General features: G+C 64.0%; 19 protein-coding genes. 7 read left to right on the top strand and 12 right to left on the bottom strand.

Annotated elements, in window-relative coordinates; translation table 11 throughout:
- Window positions 1–15: 15 nt before the first annotated feature.
- Window positions 16–1,146 carry a CaiB/BaiF CoA transferase family protein gene (locus A3E77_RS04205; protein WP_293643585.1) on the top strand — a complete coding sequence of 377 codons (1,131 nt, stop codon included), beginning with the start codon at window positions 16–18 and terminating at the stop codon, window positions 1,144–1,146.
- Window positions 1,147–1,187: 41 nt separating this feature from the next.
- Here A3E77_RS04205 and A3E77_RS04210 read toward each other — a convergent pair whose 3' ends face one another.
- Both A3E77_RS04210 and A3E77_RS04215 read right to left on the bottom strand, forming a co-directional pair.
- Window positions 1,188–1,907 carry an acyl-CoA dehydrogenase family protein gene (locus A3E77_RS04210; protein ID WP_293643586.1) on the bottom strand — a complete coding sequence of 240 codons (720 nt, stop codon included), beginning with the start codon at window positions 1,905–1,907 and terminating at the stop codon, window positions 1,188–1,190.
- A complete protein-coding gene (locus A3E77_RS04215) occupies window positions 1,904–3,043 on the bottom strand; it encodes an acyl-CoA dehydrogenase family protein (protein ID WP_293643587.1) in 1,140 nt (379 codons plus the stop codon). The genes A3E77_RS04210 and A3E77_RS04215 overlap by 4 nt, the downstream gene beginning before the upstream one ends.
- A 51-nt stretch (window positions 3,044–3,094) precedes the next feature.
- On the opposite strand from A3E77_RS04215, the gene A3E77_RS04220 reads away from it, so the two are divergent.
- Window positions 3,095–3,910 (top strand): crotonase/enoyl-CoA hydratase family protein, encoded by an 816-nt coding sequence (locus tag A3E77_RS04220; protein WP_293643588.1) that lies wholly within the window; start codon window positions 3,095–3,097, stop codon window positions 3,908–3,910.
- Entirely contained in the window at window positions 3,907–4,692 is a 786-nt protein-coding gene (locus A3E77_RS04225; protein ID WP_293643589.1) for a tyrosine-protein phosphatase, read from the top strand. The genes A3E77_RS04220 and A3E77_RS04225 overlap by 4 nt, the downstream gene beginning before the upstream one ends.
- Window positions 4,693–4,791: 99 nt before the next feature.
- Here the strand turns inward: A3E77_RS04225 and A3E77_RS04230 are convergent, their stop codons facing one another.
- The 5 genes from A3E77_RS04230 to A3E77_RS04250 all read right to left on the bottom strand — a co-directional run bounded on the left by A3E77_RS04230 (window position 4,792) and on the right by A3E77_RS04250 (window position 10,207).
- Window positions 4,792–6,126 (bottom strand): Xaa-Pro dipeptidase, encoded by a 1,335-nt coding sequence (locus A3E77_RS04230; RefSeq protein WP_293643590.1) that lies wholly within the window; start codon window positions 6,124–6,126, stop codon window positions 4,792–4,794.
- A gap of 74 nt (window positions 6,127–6,200) precedes the next feature.
- On the bottom strand, window positions 6,201–6,824 hold the full coding sequence (locus A3E77_RS04235; protein ID WP_293643591.1) for a phosphatase PAP2 family protein: 624 nt from the start codon (window positions 6,822–6,824) through the stop codon (window positions 6,201–6,203).
- Window positions 6,825–6,919: 95 nt separating this feature from the next.
- Window positions 6,920–8,314 carry a dihydrolipoyl dehydrogenase gene (gene lpdA / locus A3E77_RS04240; protein ID WP_293643592.1) on the bottom strand — a complete coding sequence of 465 codons (1,395 nt, stop codon included), beginning with the start codon at window positions 8,312–8,314 and terminating at the stop codon, window positions 6,920–6,922.
- Window positions 8,315–8,322: 8 nt separating this feature from the next.
- Entirely contained in the window at window positions 8,323–8,877 is a 555-nt protein-coding gene (locus tag A3E77_RS04245) for a hypothetical protein (protein ID WP_293643593.1), read from the bottom strand.
- 4 nt (window positions 8,878–8,881) lie between these two features.
- On the bottom strand, window positions 8,882–10,207 hold the full coding sequence (locus tag A3E77_RS04250) for a pyruvate dehydrogenase complex dihydrolipoamide acetyltransferase (RefSeq protein ID WP_293643594.1): 1,326 nt from the start codon (window positions 10,205–10,207) through the stop codon (window positions 8,882–8,884).
- 173 nt (window positions 10,208–10,380) lie between these two features.
- On the opposite strand from A3E77_RS04250, the gene A3E77_RS04255 reads away from it, so the two are divergent.
- A complete protein-coding gene (locus tag A3E77_RS04255; protein ID WP_293643595.1) occupies window positions 10,381–10,836 on the top strand; it encodes a universal stress protein in 456 nt (151 codons plus the stop codon).
- Window positions 10,837–10,859: 23 nt separating this feature from the next.
- Here the strand turns inward: A3E77_RS04255 and A3E77_RS04260 are convergent, their stop codons facing one another.
- Window positions 10,860–11,249 carry a hypothetical protein gene (locus A3E77_RS04260; protein WP_293643596.1) on the bottom strand — a complete coding sequence of 130 codons (390 nt, stop codon included), beginning with the start codon at window positions 11,247–11,249 and terminating at the stop codon, window positions 10,860–10,862.
- 118 nt (window positions 11,250–11,367) lie between these two features.
- Here A3E77_RS04260 and A3E77_RS04265 point away from each other — a divergent pair, with 118 nt between their 5' ends.
- Window positions 11,368–12,150: a helix-turn-helix domain-containing protein gene (locus tag A3E77_RS04265; protein ID WP_293643597.1), complete on the top strand. Its 783-nt coding sequence runs from the start codon at window positions 11,368–11,370 to the stop codon at window positions 12,148–12,150.
- Here the strand turns inward: A3E77_RS04265 and A3E77_RS04270 are convergent, their stop codons facing one another.
- From A3E77_RS04270 to phaR, 3 genes are read right to left on the bottom strand one after another with little or no spacing between them, the layout of a single operon-like run.
- Complete coding sequence (locus A3E77_RS04270) at window positions 12,151–14,472, bottom strand: ribonuclease R family protein (RefSeq protein WP_293643598.1); 2,322 nt, start codon at window positions 14,470–14,472, stop codon at window positions 12,151–12,153. It lies immediately after the preceding gene.
- Window positions 14,473–15,999, bottom strand: coding sequence for a proline--tRNA ligase (gene proS / locus A3E77_RS04275; RefSeq protein ID WP_293643599.1), 1,527 nt, complete (start codon window positions 15,997–15,999; stop codon window positions 14,473–14,475).
- Between the two features lie 39 nt (window positions 16,000–16,038).
- Window positions 16,039–16,581 (bottom strand): polyhydroxyalkanoate synthesis repressor PhaR, encoded by a 543-nt coding sequence (phaR, locus tag A3E77_RS04280; RefSeq protein ID WP_293643600.1) that lies wholly within the window; start codon window positions 16,579–16,581, stop codon window positions 16,039–16,041.
- A 165-nt stretch (window positions 16,582–16,746) separates the two neighbouring features.
- On the opposite strand from phaR, the gene A3E77_RS04285 reads away from it, so the two are divergent.
- Window positions 16,747–17,058, top strand: a complete 312-nt coding sequence (locus A3E77_RS04285) for a hypothetical protein (protein WP_293643601.1) — start codon at window positions 16,747–16,749, stop codon at window positions 17,056–17,058.
- 21 nt (window positions 17,059–17,079) lie between these two features.
- The gene (locus A3E77_RS04290; RefSeq protein ID WP_293643602.1) at window positions 17,080–20,295 is read left to right on the top strand and encodes a TonB-dependent receptor domain-containing protein; all 3,216 of its coding nucleotides are present in this window, start codon (window positions 17,080–17,082) and stop codon (window positions 20,293–20,295) included.
- A 124-nt stretch (window positions 20,296–20,419) separates the two neighbouring features.
- Here the strand turns inward: A3E77_RS04290 and alr are convergent, their stop codons facing one another.
- Window positions 20,420–21,472, bottom strand: a complete 1,053-nt coding sequence (gene alr / locus A3E77_RS04295; RefSeq protein WP_293643603.1) for an alanine racemase — start codon at window positions 21,470–21,472, stop codon at window positions 20,420–20,422.
- Window positions 21,473–21,577: the final 105 nt, after the last annotated feature.

Here is a 21,577-nt window from a genome sequence, read left to right on the forward strand (position 1 = left end):
GGACGGGAGAGCATCATGGCCGGGCCGCTGAACGGTATCAGGATCATCGAGTTTGCGGGCATCGGCCCCGGCCCCTTCTGCGGCATGATGCTTGCCGACCATGGCGCCGAGGTGATCCGCATCGATCGCCCCGGCGGCTTCATGGACCCGCGCGATCCGTTAAGCCGCAATCGCACATCGATCGCGCTCGATATGAAAAATCCGGAAGCGGCGGCGATCGCCCGCGATCTTTGCAAGAGCGCCGACGGGATTATCGAGGGTTATCGTCCCGGCGTGATGGAGCGGCTGGGCCTCGGACCCGAGGTGCTGCTCGCCGACAATCCGAGGCTCGTTTACGGCCGAATGACCGGCTGGGGCCAATTTGGCCCCTATGCACAGGCGGCGGGCCACGACATCAACTATATCGCACTGTCGGGCGTGCTGCACGGCATCGGTCGCGCGGGCGAAAAGCCGGTGCCGCCGGTCAATTATGTCGGCGACTTCGGCGGCGGCGGCATGATGCTCGCCTTCGGCATGTCCAGCGCGCTCGTTCACGCCGCGCGCACTGGCGAGGGACAGGTGATCGACTGCGCGATGACCGACGGATCGGCGTTGCTCGCGGGGATGACCTGGGGCTTCCTGGCGGCCGGGCGGATCAAGGACCAAGCGGGCGTCAACATGCTCGACGGTGCGGCCCATTTTTACGACAGCTATGTTTGCGCCGACGGTAAGTTCATCTCGATCGGATCGATCGAACCCCAATTTTATGCGCTGCTGCGCGAAAAGACCGGGCTGGCCGACGATCCCGATTTCGATGCCCAGATGGACCCGTCGCAATGGGGGCCGCTGAAGGACAAGCTGACCGCGCTGTTCAAGACCAAGACCCGCGACGAATGGTGCGCGATCATGGAAAGGACCGACGTCTGCTTCGCCCCGATCCTGTCGCTGACCGAGGCGCCGCAACACCCCCACAATGTAGAGCGCGAGACATTCCTGACCGTCGGCGGTGCAATCCAGCCCGCCCCGGCGCCACGCTATTCGGCAACGGTGAACGACACGCCCCGCCCGGCGCCGACGGTCGGCGCGAATGGCGACGCCGTGCTGGCAGGGCTCGGTTATGACGCGGCCAAGATCGCGGCGCTGCGCGATGGCGGTGCGGTAAAGTAAGAAAGGCGCTGTCCTCACGCGAAGGCGGGAGGACGGGGTTTCTATTCGGCCCGTCGGTGCACGTCCGACCGCTCGGTCATCATGGCCCACAAACCGCGCCCGCCGAACCCCGCCGCCTGCCGCCCCAGACGCTGCGCCCAATAGGTGTCGTTGCCATGCGCGCCGCGCCACCGCATCAGCGGTATCGTCACGCGGTGAAGGTCGTAGTCCTTGGTGAAGCCGATCGCGCCATGCACCTGATGCGCGATCGCCGTCACGACGCCCACGGCGCGATTGGCGCGCAGCTTCGCCGCCGCGATTTCAAAATCGGCTGCCAGCGGGTCGAGGTTCACGGCATCGAGCCGGGCCGCCAACGCCGCCGCGGCCGCTTCGACCGCGCGCACCTCGCACGCCATGACGGCGAGCGATTGCTGCACCGCCTGGAACTTGCCGAGTGGCCGACCGAATTGCTGCCGCATGTTCACATGCTCGATCGACAGCGCAAGCGCCTGCCCCATCGCCCCTGCCATCAGGCTGACCGTCGCCGCGGGCTGGAGCGCCTGACCGGCGATCAATTCCGCCACCGCGAGGTCCGGCACCATGACCCCGGCGATCTGCAAAACGGCATTCACGTCGCCCCAGTCACCCCCGAACCCATCCTGATCTTCGGCGACAAGCAACAATCCGAAGCCCGCGCCTTCGATGGGCCCCATCCCCGCCGTTGCCGCATCGGCAAAGACGGCACGCGCGGTCGCGCACAGCATGTCTCGCGCCGCGCTCATCGTAGGCCCAATCCGCGCGCGATGATCCCGCGGATGACCTCGCGCGTCCCGCCGCGCAGCGAAAAGCTGGGCGACGCGACGAGCAACGCGCGGAGAAGTTTCGCGAGATCGTCGGGGTCGTCCCAGCCGCAATCGACGATCGCCTGCACGCGGCGGGGCATGTCCTGTTCAAAGGCGTTGCCCAGTTCCTTGACCACCGACGCTTCGACCATCGGATCGTCGCCCGCGGCGAGCTTGGCCGCGGTGGACATCGACAGCTGGCGCAGCGTCCACATTTCGGCGGCAAGTTCGCCGATCAAGGTTGCCATTTCGCCATCGGGGTCCGGTCCTGCGGCATCGACCAGCGCGACCAGCAGCGCGTGGCTCGACAGATAGCGTTCGGGGCCGGAGCGTTCGAGACCGAGTTCGGCGGTGACCTGCTTCCACCCCTGCCCCCGTTCGCCGACGAGCGCGCCGTTGGGGACGAGGACATCGTCAAAAAAAACTTCGTTGAAATCATGGTGCCCCGCCATGTCGATGATGGGGTGGACGGTGATGCCGGGGGTATCGAGGTCGATCAATAACTGGCTGAGCCCCGCGTTGCGCTCGCTGTCCTCTTCGCTGCGGACCAGCGCCAGCATGATGTGCGAGAAATGGGCGCCGGTGGTCCATATCTTCTGGCCGTTGATGCGCCAGCCCTCGGCGGTTTCGCGCGCCGTGGTCCGCACCGCCGCAAGATCGGACCCGGCGCCGGGTTCGGAAAGGCCGATGCAGGCATAAAGTTCGCCCGCCGCGATTCCCGGCAGGTAGCGCTGGCGCTGGTCCTCGCTGCCATAGCGAAGGATCAACGGTCCGGTCTGGCGATCGGCGATCCAGTGCGCCCCAACAGGTGCGCCAGCCGCCAGCAATTCCTCGATCACCACATAACGTTCGAGCGGGTGGCGGTCGCCGCCGCCATAGCGGGCCGGTAAGGTCATCCCGATATAGCCCGCGGCGCCCAGCGCACGGCTGAAGTCGGGATCGAAACTGGCCCAGCAATTTGCCCGTGCGACGACATCGCCGCGTGGCTGGTTGTCGGCGAGCCAGCGCCGCAAATCGGCGCGCAGTGCGGCAATGTCGCCGGGCGGATCGAAGGGATAGAGTGCAAAGCCTTGCATGTCGCACCAGCCATGCAATAGCTTTGGTTAGGCAGCAAAGGATTATTGACGATGAGCGATCTTGGGGGCGAATTTTTGAGTGTCGAACGGCGGGGCAAGATTGCGATCCTGACGATGAGCAAACCCGAAAGCATGAACGCGATCGGCACCCACAAGGATTGTCAGGACATCATCGACACATTGCATAGCCTTGGCGAAGACCGCAGCGTCAGCGCGATCATCCTGACGGGCAGCGGCAAGGCGTTCAGCGCCGGCGGAAACCTGAAGGGCATGAAGAATCGCACCGGCATCGGCGTGCTGGACCAGCCCGATTCGACGCGGTCCAACTATCGAAAGGGTGTGCAGGCGGTGATCCGCGCGCTGATGGATTGCGAGATCCCGATGATTGCGGCGGTCAACGGCCATGCCATCGGGCTGGGTTGCGACCTCGCCTGCACCTGCGACATCCGGATCGCCGCAGAGAGCGCGAAATTTGCGTGCAGCTTCGTCAAGGTTGGTATCGTCCCGGGCGACGGCGGGGCGTGGCTGCTTCAAAAGGTGCTTGGCTATCCCCGCGCCGCCGAACTGTTCCTGACCGGCGATCGTTTTGACGCGGCCCAGGCAAAGGAATATGGTCTGGTCACGGACGTCGTTCCCGACGCGGATCTTTTGGACCGCGCCGTTGCGATTGCCGAACGGATCGTGTGCAATCCGCCGCGGGCGCTGCGGCTGACCAAAAGGCTGCTCCGCGAGGCGCAGCACAGCCGGATGAGCGACATATTGGAGCTCAGCGCCGCCTATCAGGCGATCGTGCACGAAACCGCCGACAATCGGGAGGCGATCGACGCCTTTATCGAGAAGCGCCCGCCGGTGTTTACGGGAGAATGACGATGATTGCCGAGCGTGTCCTGCCGTTGGCCGGCGTCCATAATTTCCGCGACTATGGCGGCTATGCCGTCGAAGGTGGCGGGCGGCTGCGCGACGGGATGCTGTGGCGTTCGGCGCACCATGAGGCGGCGACCGACGAGGATCTCGACGCGCTCGATGCTCTGGGGCTTGAAACGGTGATCGACCTGCGCGGCGACGACGAGCGCGAGCTGCATCCCTGTCGCCGCAGCGAGAATTTCTCGGCCCGCGTGTTGTTCGCGGGCGGCATCACCGCGGGCCTTGCGCCACATCTTCAGGCCGCGGGCGGGACGATCGATGTCGTGACGGCGCGCGACCGGATGATCGACACCTATGCCGGCATGCCGTATCGCCCGGCGCTCGTCGCGACGCTGCGCCTCTATCTGGCCGCGCTCGCCGAATATGACGCGCCCAGCCTCGTCCATTGCGTCGCGGGGAAGGACCGCACCGGCTTTGCCGTCGCGATCGTCCACCGGCTGCTCGGGGTGCATGAAGACGATCTGATGCACGATTATCTGCTCACCAACACCGCGGGCAAGATCGAGGAACGGATCGCGCAGGGCGCGGCGCATATCCGTTCGCGGTACGGCGCAGAGATCCACGATGATGCAATCCGCGCGCTGATGTCCGTTAACCCCGCCTATCTCGATGCGGCGCTCGCCACCGTCCGGCGCGATCATGGCGACATCCCAAGCTATGCCGAAGCGGTGCTGAACTTCACCCCCGACATGCGCGAGGCGCTGGTCGACCGGCTGGTGGTCTGACATATTTCGTCATTGCTAGGAGCCGAAGGCGACGCGGCAATCCAGAGTAGCGCAAGGCTCTTCTGGATTGCTTCGCTTCGCTCGCAATGATGAGGAGAGCTAATCTCCCCGAACCAACGTCCCGCCCTTTACCACTGCGTCGACGCTTTCGAGCTGGCGCACATCGGCCAGCGGATCGCCGTCGACCGCGACGATGTCGGCGTAACGCCCGACGGCGATCGCTCCGACGTCTTTCTCGCGCCCCAGTGCTTCCGCCGCATTTTTCGTCGCGGCCTGAATCGCCTGAATCGGCGTCATCCCATATTCGACCATGACGCGGAATTGCTTGCCGATATCGCCGTGCGGCATCACCCCGGCATCGGAGCCGAACACCATGCGCACGCCCGCCTTTACCGCTTTGCGAAAATTATCGCGCTGGATCTGCGCGATTTCGCGATCCTTGCGGAGATTGTCTTCGAGCACGCCGTTTTTCGCCCCTTCGGCCTGCGTATATTCGGTGTTGTAGATATCCATCGAAAACCACACCGGCTGTTTACGCGCCACCGCCATGCGAATGCCTTCGTCATCGACCAGGCTGGCATGTTCGATCGTGTCGATCCCGGCGGCGATTGCGGCGCGAATGCCTGCCGCGCCGTGGGCGTGCGCCGCCACGCGCAGGCCCCATTGATGCGCTTCGTCGGCGATCGCTGCGAGTTCCCGCTCCGAAACCTGAAGCTGTCCCGGCTCGGTGTTGCGCGAAAAGACGCCGCCGGTCGCGCACACCTTGATCACCTCGGCGCCATATTTGCGCTGGCGGCGGACCTGGTAGCGCAGTTCCTCGGGCGTATCGCCGATCCCCTCTTCCTTGCCGTCCTTCTTTTCCAGGCTGGGCGGCAGGAAGGTGCTGTCGCAATGTCCGCCGGTCGCGCCGAGCGCATAGCCCGCGGGCACGATGCGCGGTCCGGTCGCATAGCCCGCGTCGATCGCCTGTTTCAGCCCGATATCGTTGCGATCGGATGAGCCGACGTTGCGCACGGTGGTAAAGCCCGCGCCGAGCATGTCGTTGGCGTTCTTGACCGCAGTCATGCCCCAGAAGCTGTCGGTAAATTCGAGCCCGCGATACCCCCCGATGTCGGCGGGACCGTCGAGATGGACGTGCATGTCGATCAGGCCGGGCAGCAAGGTCTTGTCGCCCAGGTCGATATGTTTGACGTTCGATCCCCAGCGCACCGTGCGCGCGTCGGCGATATTCGTGATGCGGCCATCGGCGCCGACGAAGATTGCGGGAAACTCGATCGTCTTTCCGGTCAGCACGTCGACGTAGCGCGCGGCGGTGATTACCGTCTGCCCGGCCGCTTCCTGCGCCACGGCAGGGGCGATCGAGGCGGCAAAAAACGCCGTCGAGCCCAAAATGATTCCCCGCAAAAAACTGCCGAACTTCACTCGCGATTGCATGTTTGACCCGCCTGTTGTTGGTGCCCGAATAGCGTGATGGCAAACCGCCGCAGAATAGGACAGCGGAAAATACGTCAGGCAGGCGTCCGGTGCCTCGCCACCCACCAGACAGCGATCAGCGCGAAGGCGGTGCCGAGCATCGTGCCCCCGGCGATATCGCTCGCCCAGTGAACGCCGAGCATGATCCGCGAGAAGCCGTTGAGGACGATCATCGCCGCCGCGAGCGCCCAGGCGAAGGGTCGCCAGCGCGGTGGGGCAAGCCAGGCGAGGAGCAGGTAGACGACCGCGGCGCTCGTCGCATGGCCGCTGGGGTAAGCGAAGCTGGTCTGATGATCGAGATGATCGATCAGGTCGGGGCGCGGGCGGCCGAAGCCCAGCTTGAGCAGGCTGGAGGCGAGGTTCGCGAGCAAGGACGCGCCGCCGAGCGCAACCGCGCAGCGCGGGCCGCACCAGTGCCACACCAGCGCGCAAAGCAGGATCACGATGACCCAGCGCGGGATGCCGCCGCCGATCCAGCTTATCGCTTGCATGACGGATATGAAGGCGGGGCTTCGTTCGTCGACGCGGATCGCGAGACTGTGCGAGATTTGCCAGTCGGCGGTTTCTGTCCAGCCCGCCCGGACCGCGAAGCCGAGCAGGATGACGGTGAAGAGGAGCGCCAGTGCCAGGGCCGGTAGTCGGTTGGTTTCGGTTGTCATCCTATACCTTCGTCATTCCCGCGAAAGCGGGAACCCAGTTGCAACGTCAGCTCGCTGGGTTCCCGCTTTCGCGGGAATGACGAGATTTGTGGAGATCAAATATGCAGCGGCCGTCCGAACGCGGCCAGCACGCCCTCGTGCATCGTCTCGCTCAGTGTCGGATGCGGGAAGACGGTGCCGATGAAGTCGTCCTCGACCAGCTCGGCGGTCTTGCCGATCGTATAGCCCTGGATCAGTTCGGTCACCTCGGCGCCGATCATATGCGCGCCGAGCAATTCGCCGGTCTTGGCGTCGAATATGGTCTTGGTGAAGCCTTCCGACTCGCCCAGCGCGATCGCCTTGCCGTTGCCGATGAAGGGGAAGGTGCCGGCCTTGACCTCGTAACCGAGCTCCTTGGCCTTCGCCTCGGTCAGGCCGACGCTGGCGATCTGCGGGCGGCAATAGGTGCAGCCGGGGATGTTGCGCGGGTCCATCGCGTGCGGATGGTTGCCCGCGATCGCCTCGACCGAGATGACCGATTCGTGCATCGCCTTGTGCGCGAGCCACGGCGGCGCGGTGACGTCGCCGATCGCCCAGATGCCGGGCACGTTGGTGCGGCACATCGCGTCGGTGTCGATATGGCCCTTGGTCGTTTTGACGCCAAGCGCTTCGAGCCCTATATTCTCGGTATTCGGAACGATGCCTATCGCGACGATCGCGTGGCTGAATTCGGCGCTTTCGGTCTTGCCGTCCTTGGTCTTGATCTTGGCGGTGACGCCGTTCGCGGTCGCCTTCAGCTCCTCGACACCGGCGCCGGTGAAGATCGTCATCCCCTGTTTCTTCAGCTGCTTTTCAAGGAAGGCCGACACGTCGGCGTCCTCGACGGGGACGAGGCGGTCGAGCATTTCGACGACTGTCACTTCGCAACCCATGTCGCTGTAGAAGCTCGCAAATTCTATCCCGATTGCGCCCGAGCCGATAACGAGCAGCTTCTTCGGCATTTCGGGCGGGACGAGCGCGTGGCGATAGGTCCAGATGCGCTTGCCGTCGGCAGGCGCGAACGGCAGGTCGCGGGCGCGGGCGCCGGTCGCGACGATGATATTCTTGGCGGTCAGGGTTTCGGTTTTACCGTCGCTCGTGACCGTCAGCTTGCCCGGACTCGCGAGCTTGCCCTCGCCCATATGGACGGTGATCTTGTGCTTCTTCATCAGGAAGGCGACGCCCTGGCTCAGCTGTTTCGCAACGCCGCGGCTGCGCTTCACAACCGCGTCGATGTCGGCGCTGATCTGCTGCGCGACGAGGCCATAATCGCCCGCGTGCTGCATATAATGATAGATTTCGGCCGAGCGCAGCAGCGCCTTGGTCGGAATGCAGCCCCAGTTGAGGCAAATGCCGCCAAGATTCTCGCGCTCGACGATTGCGGTCTTGAGCCCGAGCTGCGCCGCACGGATTGCGGCGACATAGCCGCCGGGTCCCGAGCCGAGGACGATGAGGTCATATGATTCCGACATAAATGCCCCTAAAACTTATCTCTGAAAAAAATTAAGACTAATACGCCGATCAAAAACCAGTTTAATATAACGGACGAGCTATTGTTCTCTATATCCGACTGGCGTTTTCTCTTTATTCTATATTTTCCGCCACCGCCTTTAATTTCACGATAGCTTCTACCGCCGCCGGGACCCTTATAAGAAACCTCAATCTCAATTTTTTCGCCGCGCGGAAATTTTGGTGTTGATACTTCAAGCGAGGTCCCAACATTTTGGACGGATATCATTTCCTTGCTAAGCGTATCTGTTGATGAAACTTCGAATCCCAAAATTTCGGGAGTTCGATCAACATGAGCGATAAAGTTTTCAACGTCAGTTCGTCCAATATTACGGAACACAATGATTTCTAGGCATATCTCAATGCCCTTCCAGTCATCTGATAGAACTAAGTCATCACCCTCGATCTGAAATTTCTTAGATAGAGAGACGATCTCATAAGTGATCGTGCTCTTATATAGATAAATGAAAAATCCGATCGCAGCTGTTGCCAATACTCCGACGAGCGCTGCTATGACTTCGCTCATAACGTCAGGCCACCAGCCCCAGCGGGTTCTCCACCAATTCCTTGAACGTCTTCATCAGCAGCGCACCGTCGGCGCCGTCGATCGCGCGGTGGTCGAAGCTGCCGGTTGCCGACATGACGGTGGCGATCGCGAGCGCGTCGTCGACAATATAAGGCCGCTTCTCGCCCGCGCCGATCGCCATGATCATCGCCTGCGGCGGGTTGATCACTGCGGTGAACTGCTTGATCCCCATCATGCCCATGTTCGAGATGCTGGCGGTGCCGCCCTGATATTCCTCGGGTTTCAGCTTGCCTTCCTTCGCCTTCGCCGCGAGCTCGGACATTTCGGTCGAGATTTTCGACATCGACTTGCCGCCGGCGTCGGTGATGATCGGGGTGATCAGGCCGCCGGGGATGCTGACCGCGACCGAGATGTCGGCGCGCTTATACTGGCGCATCACGTCGCCACCGAAGCTGACGTTGCACGCGGGCACGCGTTCGAGCGCGACCGCGAGTGCCTTGATCAGCATGTCATTGACGCTGAGCTTGACGCCGCGGCTTTCGAGGCTGGCGTTGAGCTCGCCGCGCAGTTTGAGCAGCGCATCGAGGCGGATATCGACCGTCAGGTAGATATGCGGCGCCTCCTGCATCGACTGGCTCAGGCGGCGCGCGATCGTCTTGCGCATGCCCGACAGCTTTTCGTCCTCGTGCGGGATGCCGAAATCGGGGATCGCGCCGGCGCTGGCTGGCGCGGGCGCGGCCGCAGGAGCGGTGGCGGCAGCGGTCGCCGGGGCGGCGGTCGCGGCGGCACCCGCAGGGGCGCCTTCGAGGTCCGCCTTGACGATGCGGCCACCGGGGCCGGTCCCGGTCAGCGTTTTGAGGTCGATGCCCTGTTCGGCGGCAAGGCGCTTGGCGAGCGGGCTCGCCTTGATGCGATCGCCCTTCTCCGTCGTCCCAGCGGAAGCTGGGACCGCTGGCGTGGGCGCGCTGACGGGAGCGGCCCCAGCGTCCGCTGGGGCGACGTCTTTTGCGGGCTCGGCAACCTTGGGCGCCTCTTCCTTCGCGGCCGAAGCAGGGGCCGGAGCAGCTTTCGCGCTCCCCGCGTCTTCGCCCTCGCCCGCGATCACCGCAATCACGGTGCCGACCTTCACATTGTCGGTCCCCTCGGCAACCAGTATCTGGCTGACGACGCCCTCGTCGATCGCTTCAAACTCCATCGTTGCCTTGTCGGTCTCGATCTCGGCGAGCAGGTCACCCGATTTGACCGTATCGCCTTCCTTGACCAGCCATTTGGCAAGGGTCCCCTCCTCCATCGTCGGCGAAAGGGCGGGCATTTTGAGTTCGATCGGCATCGTCGGATTTGTCCCTCTTGAACCTGGGCGTGAGTCTTGCAGGGCTTGCCTGCCGCTACGGATTGTTCCTTGCCTTAAGCCTCGCCCCGGTCAAGGTCCAGCGGGCCAAACTTGCGTTTCATACGAATGTGACGCAGTCTTGGCGACAAGCAAAAAAACGAGGGGTCGGGGCGATGCGGACATATCTGGTGGTGATCGACGACAGTCCGGAGGCATCGCTGGCGCTGCGCTTTGCGGCGCGGCGCGCGGCGCGCACGGGTGGCGGGGTGATCGTGCTCGCGATCGTCGCCCCGCAGGATTTTGTCGCGTTCGGCGGCGTCCAGGCGGCGATCGAGGCCGAAGCGCGCGAACATGCCGAGGAACTGGTGGCCGCCGCCGCCGATGCGGTCGTGCAGGAAGCGGGCGTCACGCCGCAGATCATGATCAAATCGGGCAAGCCGGTCGAGGTTGTGCGCGAACTGATCGGGGCGAGCGACGAGATTGCGGCGCTGGTGCTTGCCACTGCCGCGTCGGGCGCGCCCGGACCGCTGGTGACGCATTTCACCGGACAGGATGCGGGCACGCTTCCCTGTCCGGTGATGCTGGTGCCGGGCGGCATCGACATTACCCGGCTCGATGCGCTGAGTTAGCGCGTCCGCCTTGGGCGGCGGGGTCAGACCGTCACCGTGCGCGGCGCTGCGGCACCTTTTCCTTCGAGGATCGCGAAGCCGAGCACGGCGAGGGCCTGCGCGATGACAACCGCGATGCCCAGCCCGGTCATCGTGGCGGCGAAGCTGGCGACCACGGCAAAGCTGGCGGCGACCCACCCAAGATTGCCCAGCGCGATCAGCTTTACCAGCGCCCCGTTCGGCACCTTTTGCGCGGCGGCGACGATCATCAGCAGCGCGGCGGCGAGGCAGATCCAGCCGCCTGCGCTGACGATATTTGCGGGCAGTCCCAGCAGCGTGCCGACGGGGGCAGCAGCGAGCAGGCCGATGGCGAAGACGCCGGTGCAGGTGATGGCGTCGGCGACAATGATGGTTTTGAGATTGAGCTTTGACATGTGGGTTCTCCTTTCGACCCGCTCAAACTGGACGCGGAAATGAATGGCGTCGATTACGCGCGAGGTAATGGAAAGCGCGAAGGCCGGGGTATAGCTGGCGTTACGAAGGAGACAGACGATGAAGCCCGCTCCCCTTGGCGAACAACTTCGCGAATGGCGCGTCCGGCGCCGGATGAGCCAGATGGACCTGGCGCTGGACAGCGAGATTTCTACCCGGCACCTCAGCTTTATCGAGACGGGCCGCTCGCGGCCAAGCGCGGCGATGCTGCAACGGATCGCCGATTGCCTGGAGGTGCCGCATCGCGCGCGCAACGCGCTGCTGCTCGCGGGCGGCTACGCCCCCGATTTTCAGGAACGCGCGCTCGACAGCGAGGAAATGGCAGGAATGAAGGCCATCGTCGAGCATGTGCTGAAGGGGCATGAGCCCTATCCGGCGATTGCTGTCGATCGGCACTGGAACATGATCGCGGCGAACGATGCGGTGGAACTGTTGATACGGCTCGCGGCACCCGAATTGTTCGAGCCGCCGGTCAATGTGCTCCGCGTCGCCCTGCATCCCAGGGGCCTTGCGCCGCATATCGTCAACCACGCCGAGTGGCGCGCGCACTTGCTCGAACGGCTCGACCATCAGGTCGACGCGAGCGCCGACGCCGGACTGATTGCGCTGCGCGAGGAACTTGCCGCCTATCCCGCAAGCGCGGACGCCCATCACGGAAGCGCCGCCAATGGCATTGCCGTGCCGCTGATTCTCGACACACCGCTGGGCGAGGTCCGCTTCGTCTCCACAGTGACGATTTTCGGCACGCCGGTAGACATCACGCTGTCGGAACTGGCGATCGAAGCCTTTTTTCCCGCGGATGCCGAGAGTGCGGCGTTGTTGCAGCGGATGGCGGGCGGCTGATTAGCGTTTCCGGCCCTTGTGCTTGATATTCGCGGGCCGCCCGCGCTTGCCGACCATATGCTTGCCGGCCTTGTCTTTGCCGGCCCCCCTTGCCTTCACGCCGTCGCGGCGCGGCGGGCGGGCGCGAAAGCCGCCTTCGGGTGCGTCGGGCAATTCAAAGCGGAGCGCGCCGCTGATCGGGTTGGCGTCCATCAACCGGAGGTCGAGCCGCTGGCCCACGGCATAGCTCACGCGTCCATGTTCGCTGTCGAGGCTGCGCGCCGCTTCGTCATAGAAGAATCGTTCGCTGCCCAAGGTCGAAACCGGCACCAGCCCGTCGCCGCCAAGCCCGTCGACCGTCGCAAAGAAGCCGAAGGGCTGGACCCCGGTGATGCGCGCAGCGACGATTTCGCCCGTCTTGCTTGCCAGATAGGCGGCGACATAGCGATCGACCGTCTCGCGCTCCGCCTCCATGGCGCGGCGTTCGAGCGCGCTGATTGCCTCGCCGATGCGCGACAGCCCCTTCGCGTCGGCGTCGCCCAGCCCGGTGCGCGCGGGCAGATCCTTCGGCTTGCCCGGCACTTCGAGCCTGTAGGCGTCGACGAGCGCGCGGTGAACGATGAGGTCGGCGTAGCGACGGATCGGCGACGTGAAATGCGCGTAGCTGCCCAGTGCGAGGCCGAAATGCCCCGCGTTGGCGGGACCGTAATAAGCCTGCGTCTGGCTGCGCAGAATTGCCTGCATGATTTCGGGCAAGCGATCGTCTTCCGAAAATCCGTCGATCAGCCGGTTGAACACCGCCGGGGTGATTACCTGTCCCAGCGCAAAGCTCTGCTCGAAGGTTTCGAGATAGTCCTTGAGCCCGACGAGCTTCTCGCGGCTCGGCGGTTCGTGGATGCGGTACATGACGGGCGACTTCTTCGCCTCCAGCGCCTTGGCTGCCGCGACGTTCGCCGCGATCATATAATCCTCGATGAGCCGCATCGAATCGAGCCGTTCGCGGACGCGGATCTCCGCAATGCCGCCTTGTTCGTCAAGGATGACCTGACGTTCGGGCAAGTCGAGATCGAGCGGCGCGCGGGCGGCACGCGCCTTGGCGAGCAGCGCCCAGCAGGCCCACAAATTCTTGAGCGTGGGAAGCACATCGGCGTCCCATTCATCGCGGGGCGCATCGGCATCATAGGCTGCCTGCGCATGTTCATAGGCGATGTTGGCGCGCAGCCGCACCAGCGCGCGCGTGAAACGCCATGACGTCACTTTCCCGTGCTTGTCGATGACCAGATGACACGCCATCGCGGCGCGGTCCTGCCCGGCCTTCAGCGAGCAGACGCCCGCCGACAGCGTTTCGGGCAGCATCGGCACGACCTGGTCGGGGAAATAGACGCTGTTGCCGCGCCGCCGCGCCTCGCGATCGAGCTCGCCATCGGGGCGGACATAATAGCTGACATCGGCAATCGCGACGATCGCACGAAAGCCGCCTTTGTTGGCCGGTTCATCGTCCGGAATCGCCCAGACGGCATCGTCATGGTCGCGCGCGTCGATCGGGTCGATCGCGACAATCGGCAGGTCGCGCAGATCCTCGCGCCCCTCGGGCGTGAGCGGCAGTTTCGCCGCGCGTTCGGCCTCGGCAATCGTCTCGCCGCCGAAGACATGCGGGATTTCGTGCCGCGCGATCGCGATCATGCTCAACGACTTCGGTGCGAAGGGGTCGCCGATGCGTTCGATGACTTTCGCCTTGATCGCCGGGCCGCGCCCGTTCAGTTCGGCGCGCACAAGGTCGCCGATATCGGCGTCGCCCTTGTCGGCGACGGCAAAGTCGTAACGCGCGCGCTTGTCGGCAGGGCGCAGCCAGATCATTGGCTTTCCACCGGGTGATTTATCCTCGACGAGGACGCCGATCACCATCTCGGCGCTCGCCTGAAGGCGCTTCATCGGGTGCGCGACATGCCCGCTTCCGCGTTCTTCGGTGCGGGCAAGGATGCGGTCGCCGACCCCTAGCGCCCCTTTCCTGCCCTGTTCCATCACGCGTAGTCGCGGCGCCGGGCCGGCGGCTTCCCAGCGTTCGGGAACGGCCCAGACGTTGCTGCCCTCGATTGCCGCCACGCGCAGCACGGTGACGCGCGGCAATCCGCCATGCTTGTGAAAGGCGCGTCCGGGGGCAAGATCGACCAGCCCTTCGTCGGTCATGTCCTTCAGCAACGCCTTCAGCGCGATCTTGTCATTGCCATGAAGCGCAAAATGCTTCGCGATCTCGCGCTTCCCGACGGCATCCTTGCTCTCTTCGATAAAGCGAAGGATCTGGTCGGGGCTGGGTAGCCCGGCGGGCTGTTGCCGCTTTGCCAATTAATAGGTCCGCCCGATAAGCACGCGTTCGACCGCGGGCTCGCCGGTGAAGAAGCAGGCGCCATCGGCGGGCGCGGCATCGAGCGGGGTGTTGCGCATCGTCAGCTTCAACGCTTTCAATTGCGCAACGATCCCGTCGAGCGCCGCGCCGGTCGGGCGCGACCATTGCACCTCGGCCCAGCCGACGAACTTGTCGTCGCCCGCAAAATGCGCCGCAAGGTCGGTGACGTCGCGCCGGATGTTCGCGTGGAGGCGCTCTTTCGCTTCGGCGTGCAGGCTCGACTGGATATCCTCGAGCGTCGCGACCGCATCGACGACGAAATCGCCCTTGGCGACAAACGCCGCGTTGAGCTTGCCGTCGTCCTTGTAGAGCCGGTCGCGGCGGATCACCGCGACATTGCCGCCGGCAACATCGCGCGGCCCGATTTCGACGATGATCGGCGCACCCTTCTTGACCCAACCCCAACGCTTGGTCTGCGCCTTGTTCGCGCTGGCGTCGAGCAACACGCGGACGGGTTCGCGGAATGCGTCGATTGCCTTGAGCTGGCTTTCGAGGTCGCGGCAATAGGCCAGGATGGCCGCATCCTCTTCATTGTCGCGCAGCATCGGCACGATCACGATCTGGTGCGGCGCGATGCGCGGCGGGCAGCGAAGGCCATCGTCGTCGCCGTGCGTCATGATGACGCCGCCGATCATGCGGGTCGATGTGCCCCAACTCGTCGTGTGGCACAGGCTGTGGCCGCCGTCCTTGTCCTGATAACGGATGTTCGCCGCCTCCGCGAAGCCGGTGCCCAGATAATGCGAGGTGCCAGCTTGGAGCGCCTTGCCGTCCTGCATCATCGCTTCGATCGAATAGGTCGCGACGGCGCCGGGGAAACGCTCATTCTCCGGCTTTTCGCCCGCGATCACGGGCATCGCGAGCACATCTTCGGCAAAGCTGCGATACATTTCGAGCGCGCGCAGCGTTTCGGCCATCGCATCGTCGCGGTCGGCGTGGGCGGTGTGGCCTTCCTGCCACAGGAATTCGCTGGTGCGCAGGAACATGCGCGTGCGCATTTCCCAGCGCACGACATTGGCCCATTGATTGACCTTCAGCGGCAAGTCGCGCCAGCTCTGCACCCAGCGGCTCATCGCATTGCCGATTACCGTTTCCGACGTCGGGCGGACGATCAGCGGTTCTTCCAGCTTGGCTTCGGGATCGGGGATCAGCTTGCCCTTGCTGTCCTGGACCAGCCGGTGGTGCGTGACGACCGCCATTTCCTTGGCGAAACCATCGACATGGTCGGCTTCCTTTTCAAAGAAGCTCAGGGGGATGAAGAGCGGGAAATAGGCGTTCTGGACCCCGGCATCCTTGATCGCGGCGTCCATGACCTTCTGGATGCGTTCCCAGATGCCATAGCCCCATGGCTTGATCACCATGCAGCCGCGCACCCCCGATTCCTCGGCAAGATCGGCTTCGGCAATGACATCCTGATACCAGGCCGCAAAATCGGCCTGCCGGGTTACGCTGAGCGCATGTTTGACCATTATATTTCGTTTTTCCGTCACTGGGGCGCATGGCCCCGCTTATTTCTTCTTGGCGAGTTCCGACTTGAGCTCGGCAATTTCGGTTTTCAGCGCCGCAATTTCGGCATCCTTGGCCTTGCTGGCACCGCCGGCACCGGGGATGAACGCGCCTGCGGCCTGCTGGAACATCTCCATGTTGCGGCGCGTCAGTTCAGCCAGCGGGTTGGAACCCAGCGCGCCTTCGAGCGCGGAGCGCACGTCCTGCTGGTTCTTGCGGAACGCGGTCATCGACGCTTCGAGATATTGCGGCACCATCGATTGCATCTTGTCGCCATACATGCCGATCAGGTGGCGCAGGAAATTGACGGGCAACAAGGTTTCGCCGCGCGTTTCCTCGTCCATGATGATCTGCGTCAGCACATTGTGCGTGATGTCGTCGCCGCTCTTGGCATCGACGACGCGAAAATCGCGGCCGTCGCGAACCATCGTGCCGAGATCTTCGAGCGTGATGTAACAGCTGCGCTCGGTGTCATAGAGCCGCCGGTTGGCATATTTCTTGATCGTGACGACATCATCTTCCGCCGTCCCCTTGGACTTCGCCATTTTGACCCGCGCTCCTTGCGTTCCCTGCGTCGGCGACCCCGCCGCGCCGGATATTTCGTGCCGACTGCATTAGCATCAATATATGATGCATCGCAACATGCGCCCCGCGCCGACCCGCCAGGCCATGCGATGATTCGCCGCCGACATCGCGGCGCTGGTCGCGGAGTGACCGACGGCTTCGCCGGACATGCTGCGCCCTCTATGCAACGTCGCCTTAATCCGTCGAAGCAATTTAGTTACAAAAGAAATCAGGCGGCTGGCATTTCCATCCTCAAAACTGCCACAGGAAAATCATTCCTGTCGTGCGGTCGAACTTTGATTCCATTCGGTGCAAACTGCCGAGGCTGCGTTGCTGTTGCGAAAATGCAACAGCGCCACGGCAGAGTCTTCCAACTGTCAGAAAAAATTCATCAAGGACTTGTGCGGCCAGAATTTTCTGTCTTGTTGGCTCCCAATCCGTTCACTTCAACTCTTTGAACGGCAACCGGGGAATATATCATGAAGAAGACCAGCCTGCTGGTGCGGGGCTCTGCCCTGTCGCTTGCTCTTTTCAGCGCCATGCCCGCGATCGCGCAGGACGCCAGCGTCGCCGCCGACGGTGCGGCGAGCGAAGCCGATGACGGCGGCGTCATCGTCGTCACCGGATCGCGCATCCTTAATCGCCCGAACCTTGATGCGTCGATCCCGATCACGAGCGTCAGCGCCGAAGACCTGCTCGAAACCGGCGAACTGTCGCTGGGCGACATGCTCAACCGCCTGCCGCAGCTCCGTTCGACCTTCACCCAGGCGAACTCGACGGCCGCGATCGGCACCTCGGGCCTCAACCTTCTCGACCTTCGCGGCCTGGGTACCGGCCGTACGCTGGTTCTGGTCAACGGCCGCCGCTCGGTGTCGTCGACCCCCGGCACTTACCGTGTCGACACGAACACGATCCCGACCGAACTGCTGGAACGCGTCGACCTGGTCACCGGCGGCAACTCGGCGGTCTATGGTTCGGACGCCGTTTCGGGCGTCGTCAACTTCATCCTGAAGCGCGATTATGACGGCTTTGCGCTGAACGCGCAGGGCGGCGTGTCGTCGCGCGGCGACCGCGGATCGTACCAGATCAGCGGCGTTTACGGTAAGAACTTCGCCGATGGTCGCGGCAACATCGCGATTTCCGGCGGCTATGCCCATTCGAGCACGCTGCTGTTCTCCGACCGCAATGCCCAGACGGGCGCCTTCACCGGCACCCCGGGCTTCGCGACCGTCGATTCGGACATCCAGTGCCGCCTCGATGCATCGGGCAATCCGATCCCGGGCAGCGTCGCATTCTGCGACCCCAATGTCCGCGACGCATCGGACGGCATCCCCGACACGGCATTCTTTGATGTCTATCCGGGCAGCACCTTCGGCAACGCGTCGCTTGGCGGCACGGTGCTGTTTTCCTGCCCCGCGGCAACCGCGACCAATGCGGCGCAGCGCGCACTCGTTTGTGCGCCTTTCCTGACCCCGACGGGCGGCCGCGTTGCCGACAACTATATGTTCAGCCCCGATGGCACGCTGCTGCGTAACAACCCCGCCATCGACCTTCGTCCCTTTGGCGGCGGCGTGCGCGGTGGCCGCGGTGCCAGCGGCGTCGAAGGCGCAATGCTGCTTCCGGGGCTTCAGCGTTACAATGCGACGCTGCTCGGCCGCTACGAATTCTCGCCGGCGGCGGAAGTCTTCTTTGAAGGCAAATATGTCAACATCACCGCGAACCAGACGTCGACCCAGCCGGTCGCGCTCTCGCTCGGCGGGACGTCGTCGACCTTCTTCCTCGACAACCCCTATCTGACGGACCAGGCGCGTTCGGCGATCCAGCAGGCGCTGGGCACGACGTCGACCACGGCCGGCTTCTCGATGATCCGCTTCCTGAACGACACCGGCACGCGTTCGGAACAGCACAAGCGCGAGACCTGGGGCCTGGTCGGCGGTCTGCGCGGCGAAATCAGCGCCGCGAACAATCTGCGCTATGAAGTCGCCCTGAACTGGGGTCGTACCGAAACCTATTATGAGGCTGGTGGTCACTTCATCTCGTCGAAGTTCAACAATGCGACCAACGCCGTTCGCAATGCGCAGGGCGACATCGTCTGCCGCATCAACGCCGATGCAAGCACGACGAACGACGACGCGGCCTGCCGTCCGATCAACCTGTTCGGCGAAGGTGCACCGCTGACGACGCCCGATGGCCTTGCCTATGCGCGTTACACGCCTTTCCGCGACCAGTGGGCCGAAATGTTCAACGCCACCGCGTTCATTTCGGGCGACACGTCGGGCCTGTTTGAACTGCCCGGCGGTCCGATCGGCTTCGCGATCGGCGCCGAATATCGCAAGGAAGACGCGTTCTCGGCCTATGACGCCGAAACCACGGCTGGCCGCACGACGCTGAACAGCTCGTCGGCCTTTGATCCGCCGTCGATCACGTCGAAGGAATTGTTCGGCGAACTGCGCATCCCGCTGCTCGCCGACATGCCGCTCGCCGAGGAGCTGTCGGTCGAAGTTTCGGGCCGCGTGTCCGATTACAGCAACGTGTCGAAGGCGGTGTATGCCTATAACGCGGGCGTCGTCTATTCGCCGTTCGACGGCCTGCGTCTGCGGGCGGGCTATGCCCGTTCGGTTCGCACCCCGAACCTGTCGGATGCCTATGCGACCCAGTCGCAGACCTTTGCGAACAACCTGGTCGATCCTTGCAGCCAGACGGTGATCAGCCAGAACCCCAATCGTGCGCGCAACTGCGCCGCGGCGGGTGTTCCGACGGTGCTGACGCTGCCCGACGGTTCGACGCAGCCGTGGGTGAACACCCCTTCGGGCGGTATCTCCGGTTTCAACCAGGGCAACCCGAACCTCGAACCCGAAGTCGGCAAGAACCTGACCTTTGGCGGGGTCATCCAGCCGAAGTTCCTTCCGGGCTTCAGCCTGTCGGTCGATTATTATCGCATCAAGATCGACAAGGCGATTGCAGGCCTGACCGGCCAGGCGATCATCAACCGCTGCTATGACGACACGGTCGGCATCGACAATCCCTATTGCGCCGCCGTCTTCCGTCGCACGACCAACGATCCGTTGACCAACGCGACCTTCGACGGTCAGTCGGGCCGCAACGTGTCGGGCCTGCCGATCATCACCCTCCCCGACCTGGGCCCGGCGTTCATCAACCAGCCCTTCAACTATGCCTCGTTCAAGGCGTCGGGCATCGATGCGCAGGCAGAATATGCCTATCGCTTCAACGACGATGTGCGGATCTCGCTCAATGCGGCGGTGTCGTGGATCGAAAACCGCGAATATTTCACCTCGATCACCGATCCGGAATTCTCGGACCGCGTGCATGGTGAACTGGGCGATCCGATTTGGGAAGGCAGCTTCGGCGTCAACCTGGTCGCCGGCAATTGGGACATCGACTATGATTTCCGCTTCATCGGTCGCCAGGCGATTGCGACCTGGGAAACCCAGCATTCGCACCAGGGCCGCGCGCCTTTGAACGCCGACGCGTTCCCGGTGAAATATTACCCGAGCATCGGTTATGTCGACCTTCAGGTTGGCTATACGGTGAACAAGCAGTTCCGCTTCTACGTCGGTATGGACAATGTGTTCGACACGCTGCCGCCGTGGGGCCTGACCGGAACGGGCGATGGCAGCGGCATCTTCCCGGTCACCGGCCGCTACATGTATGCGGGCGCGAAGGTTAAGCTCTAATCCTCGCCGCCACCCAAATAACGAAGGGCCGCTCTCACGAGCGGCCCTTTTTCTTTGGGGGGTGGAACGGGCAGCGATCTGCGGCGAAACCTTGCTGGCAGGGCGGGCGTTCGCGCTCGCGCGGCTATTCGGACCAGATGCGCTCGAACCGCGCGCCGAGCCCGGTTAGCAGCTCATATTGCGACAAGCCGCTCGCCGACGACACGATCGGCAGGTCGTAACCGAGTGCCAGCCAGTCACCCTCGCCGATCGCGGGGGCATCGCTGACGTCAAAGGCGACAAGATCCATCGAGACGCGCCCGATCAACGGCAGCGCATGGCCCTGCCAGCTTGCCATGGCACCCGTCCCCGCGTGGCAGCGCAGAAAGCCATCGGCATAGCCGAGGTTCGCGACGGCGATGCGGCTGTTGCGGTGCGCCGTCCATGCCGCGCCATAGCCGACGGCTTCGCCCGCCGGGACATCGCGGACCTGCAACACACGCGTTTCGGGAAAAGCGACCTGGCGGATATGCCCCGCTGCCTCGCGGCGCGGAATGCCGCCGTATAGCGCGATGCCGGGCCGGGTCAGGTCGAAGGCGAAATCGGTGCTCAGGCAAATGCCGGCACTGTTCGCGAGGCTGTATCGCCGTGCGGGAATGGCGTCGCGGACGGCCCGAAACGCCGCGAGCTGCTGCGCATTCTGGGCGCTGTCCTCGTCGGCCGAGGCCAGATGGCTGAGCAGAGTTTCGATGCGCAGCCCGCCCAGCGCGCCGGCCAGCGCCTCCTCGACGCGAAGCCCCAGGCGGTTCATCCCGGTGTCGACCATCACGTCGCACGGCCGCCCCTCCCCCACGTCACGCCAGCGGACAACCTGTTCCACACTGCCGAGAACGGGACGAACCGGCAATGTGCGCGCCGCGATCATGTCGCTCGCGCCCGCGCCGTGGAGGACCGACAGCGACGCGCCTTCGGGCAGCGGCATCAGCGCCGCCGCTTCGGCCCAGGTCGCAACGAAAAAGTCGCGGCACCCTGCGGCAGCCAGATGGTGCATCACCGCGCGCGCGCCGAGGCCATAGCCATTGGCCTTCAGCGCCGCACCGCAGGCAGCGGACCCGCTTTGGGCGGCGAGCCAGCGCCAGTTGGCGACAAGCGCAGCGCGGTCGAGACGAAGGCGGAGCGGCGATGGGACTTCGATCATGTTGGCGCCCCTATACGGCTTCGCCCGCCGCGCCAATGGGTGGATCAGCTGGTCGGTCCGGCCGTCGGCGCCGCCTTGTCCCACTGTCCCTCCACCTGGTCCTTG

The sequence above is a fragment of the Sphingopyxis sp. RIFCSPHIGHO2_12_FULL_65_19 genome (genome assembly GCF_001830555.1).
Classification (GTDB): domain Bacteria; phylum Pseudomonadota; class Alphaproteobacteria; order Sphingomonadales; family Sphingomonadaceae; genus Sphingopyxis.

Coding starts and splice junctions, on each gene's coding strand:
- A3E77_RS04225 (WP_293643589.1), top strand. CDS start 3,907: ATGACGATGATTGCCGAGCGTGTCCTGCCGTTGGCCGGCGTCCATAAT.
- A3E77_RS04205 (WP_293643585.1), top strand. CDS start 16: ATGGCCGGGCCGCTGAACGGTATCAGGATCATCGAGTTTGCGGGCATC.
- proS (WP_293643599.1), bottom strand. CDS start 15,999: ATGGTCAAACATGCGCTCAGCGTAACCCGGCAGGCCGATTTTGCGGCC.
- A3E77_RS04235 (WP_293643591.1), bottom strand. CDS start 6,824: ATGACAACCGAAACCAACCGACTACCGGCCCTGGCACTGGCGCTCCTC.
- A3E77_RS04250 (WP_293643594.1), bottom strand. CDS start 10,207: ATGCCGATCGAACTCAAAATGCCCGCCCTTTCGCCGACGATGGAGGAG.
- lpdA (WP_293643592.1), bottom strand. CDS start 8,314: ATGTCGGAATCATATGACCTCATCGTCCTCGGCTCGGGACCCGGCGGC.
- A3E77_RS04245 (WP_293643593.1), bottom strand. CDS start 8,877: ATGAGCGAAGTCATAGCAGCGCTCGTCGGAGTATTGGCAACAGCTGCG.
- A3E77_RS04230 (WP_293643590.1), bottom strand. CDS start 6,126: ATGCAATCGCGAGTGAAGTTCGGCAGTTTTTTGCGGGGAATCATTTTG.
- A3E77_RS04210 (WP_293643586.1), bottom strand. CDS start 1,907: ATGAGCGCGGCGCGAGACATGCTGTGCGCGACCGCGCGTGCCGTCTTT.
- A3E77_RS04220 (WP_293643588.1), top strand. CDS start 3,095: ATGAGCGATCTTGGGGGCGAATTTTTGAGTGTCGAACGGCGGGGCAAG.
- A3E77_RS04290 (WP_293643602.1), top strand. CDS start 17,080: ATGAAGAAGACCAGCCTGCTGGTGCGGGGCTCTGCCCTGTCGCTTGCT.
- alr (WP_293643603.1), bottom strand. CDS start 21,472: ATGATCGAAGTCCCATCGCCGCTCCGCCTTCGTCTCGACCGCGCTGCG.
- phaR (WP_293643600.1), bottom strand. CDS start 16,581: ATGGCGAAGTCCAAGGGGACGGCGGAAGATGATGTCGTCACGATCAAG.
- A3E77_RS04260 (WP_293643596.1), bottom strand. CDS start 11,249: ATGTCAAAGCTCAATCTCAAAACCATCATTGTCGCCGACGCCATCACC.
- A3E77_RS04265 (WP_293643597.1), top strand. CDS start 11,368: ATGAAGCCCGCTCCCCTTGGCGAACAACTTCGCGAATGGCGCGTCCGG.
- A3E77_RS04255 (WP_293643595.1), top strand. CDS start 10,381: ATGCGGACATATCTGGTGGTGATCGACGACAGTCCGGAGGCATCGCTG.
- A3E77_RS04215 (WP_293643587.1), bottom strand. CDS start 3,043: ATGCAAGGCTTTGCACTCTATCCCTTCGATCCGCCCGGCGACATTGCC.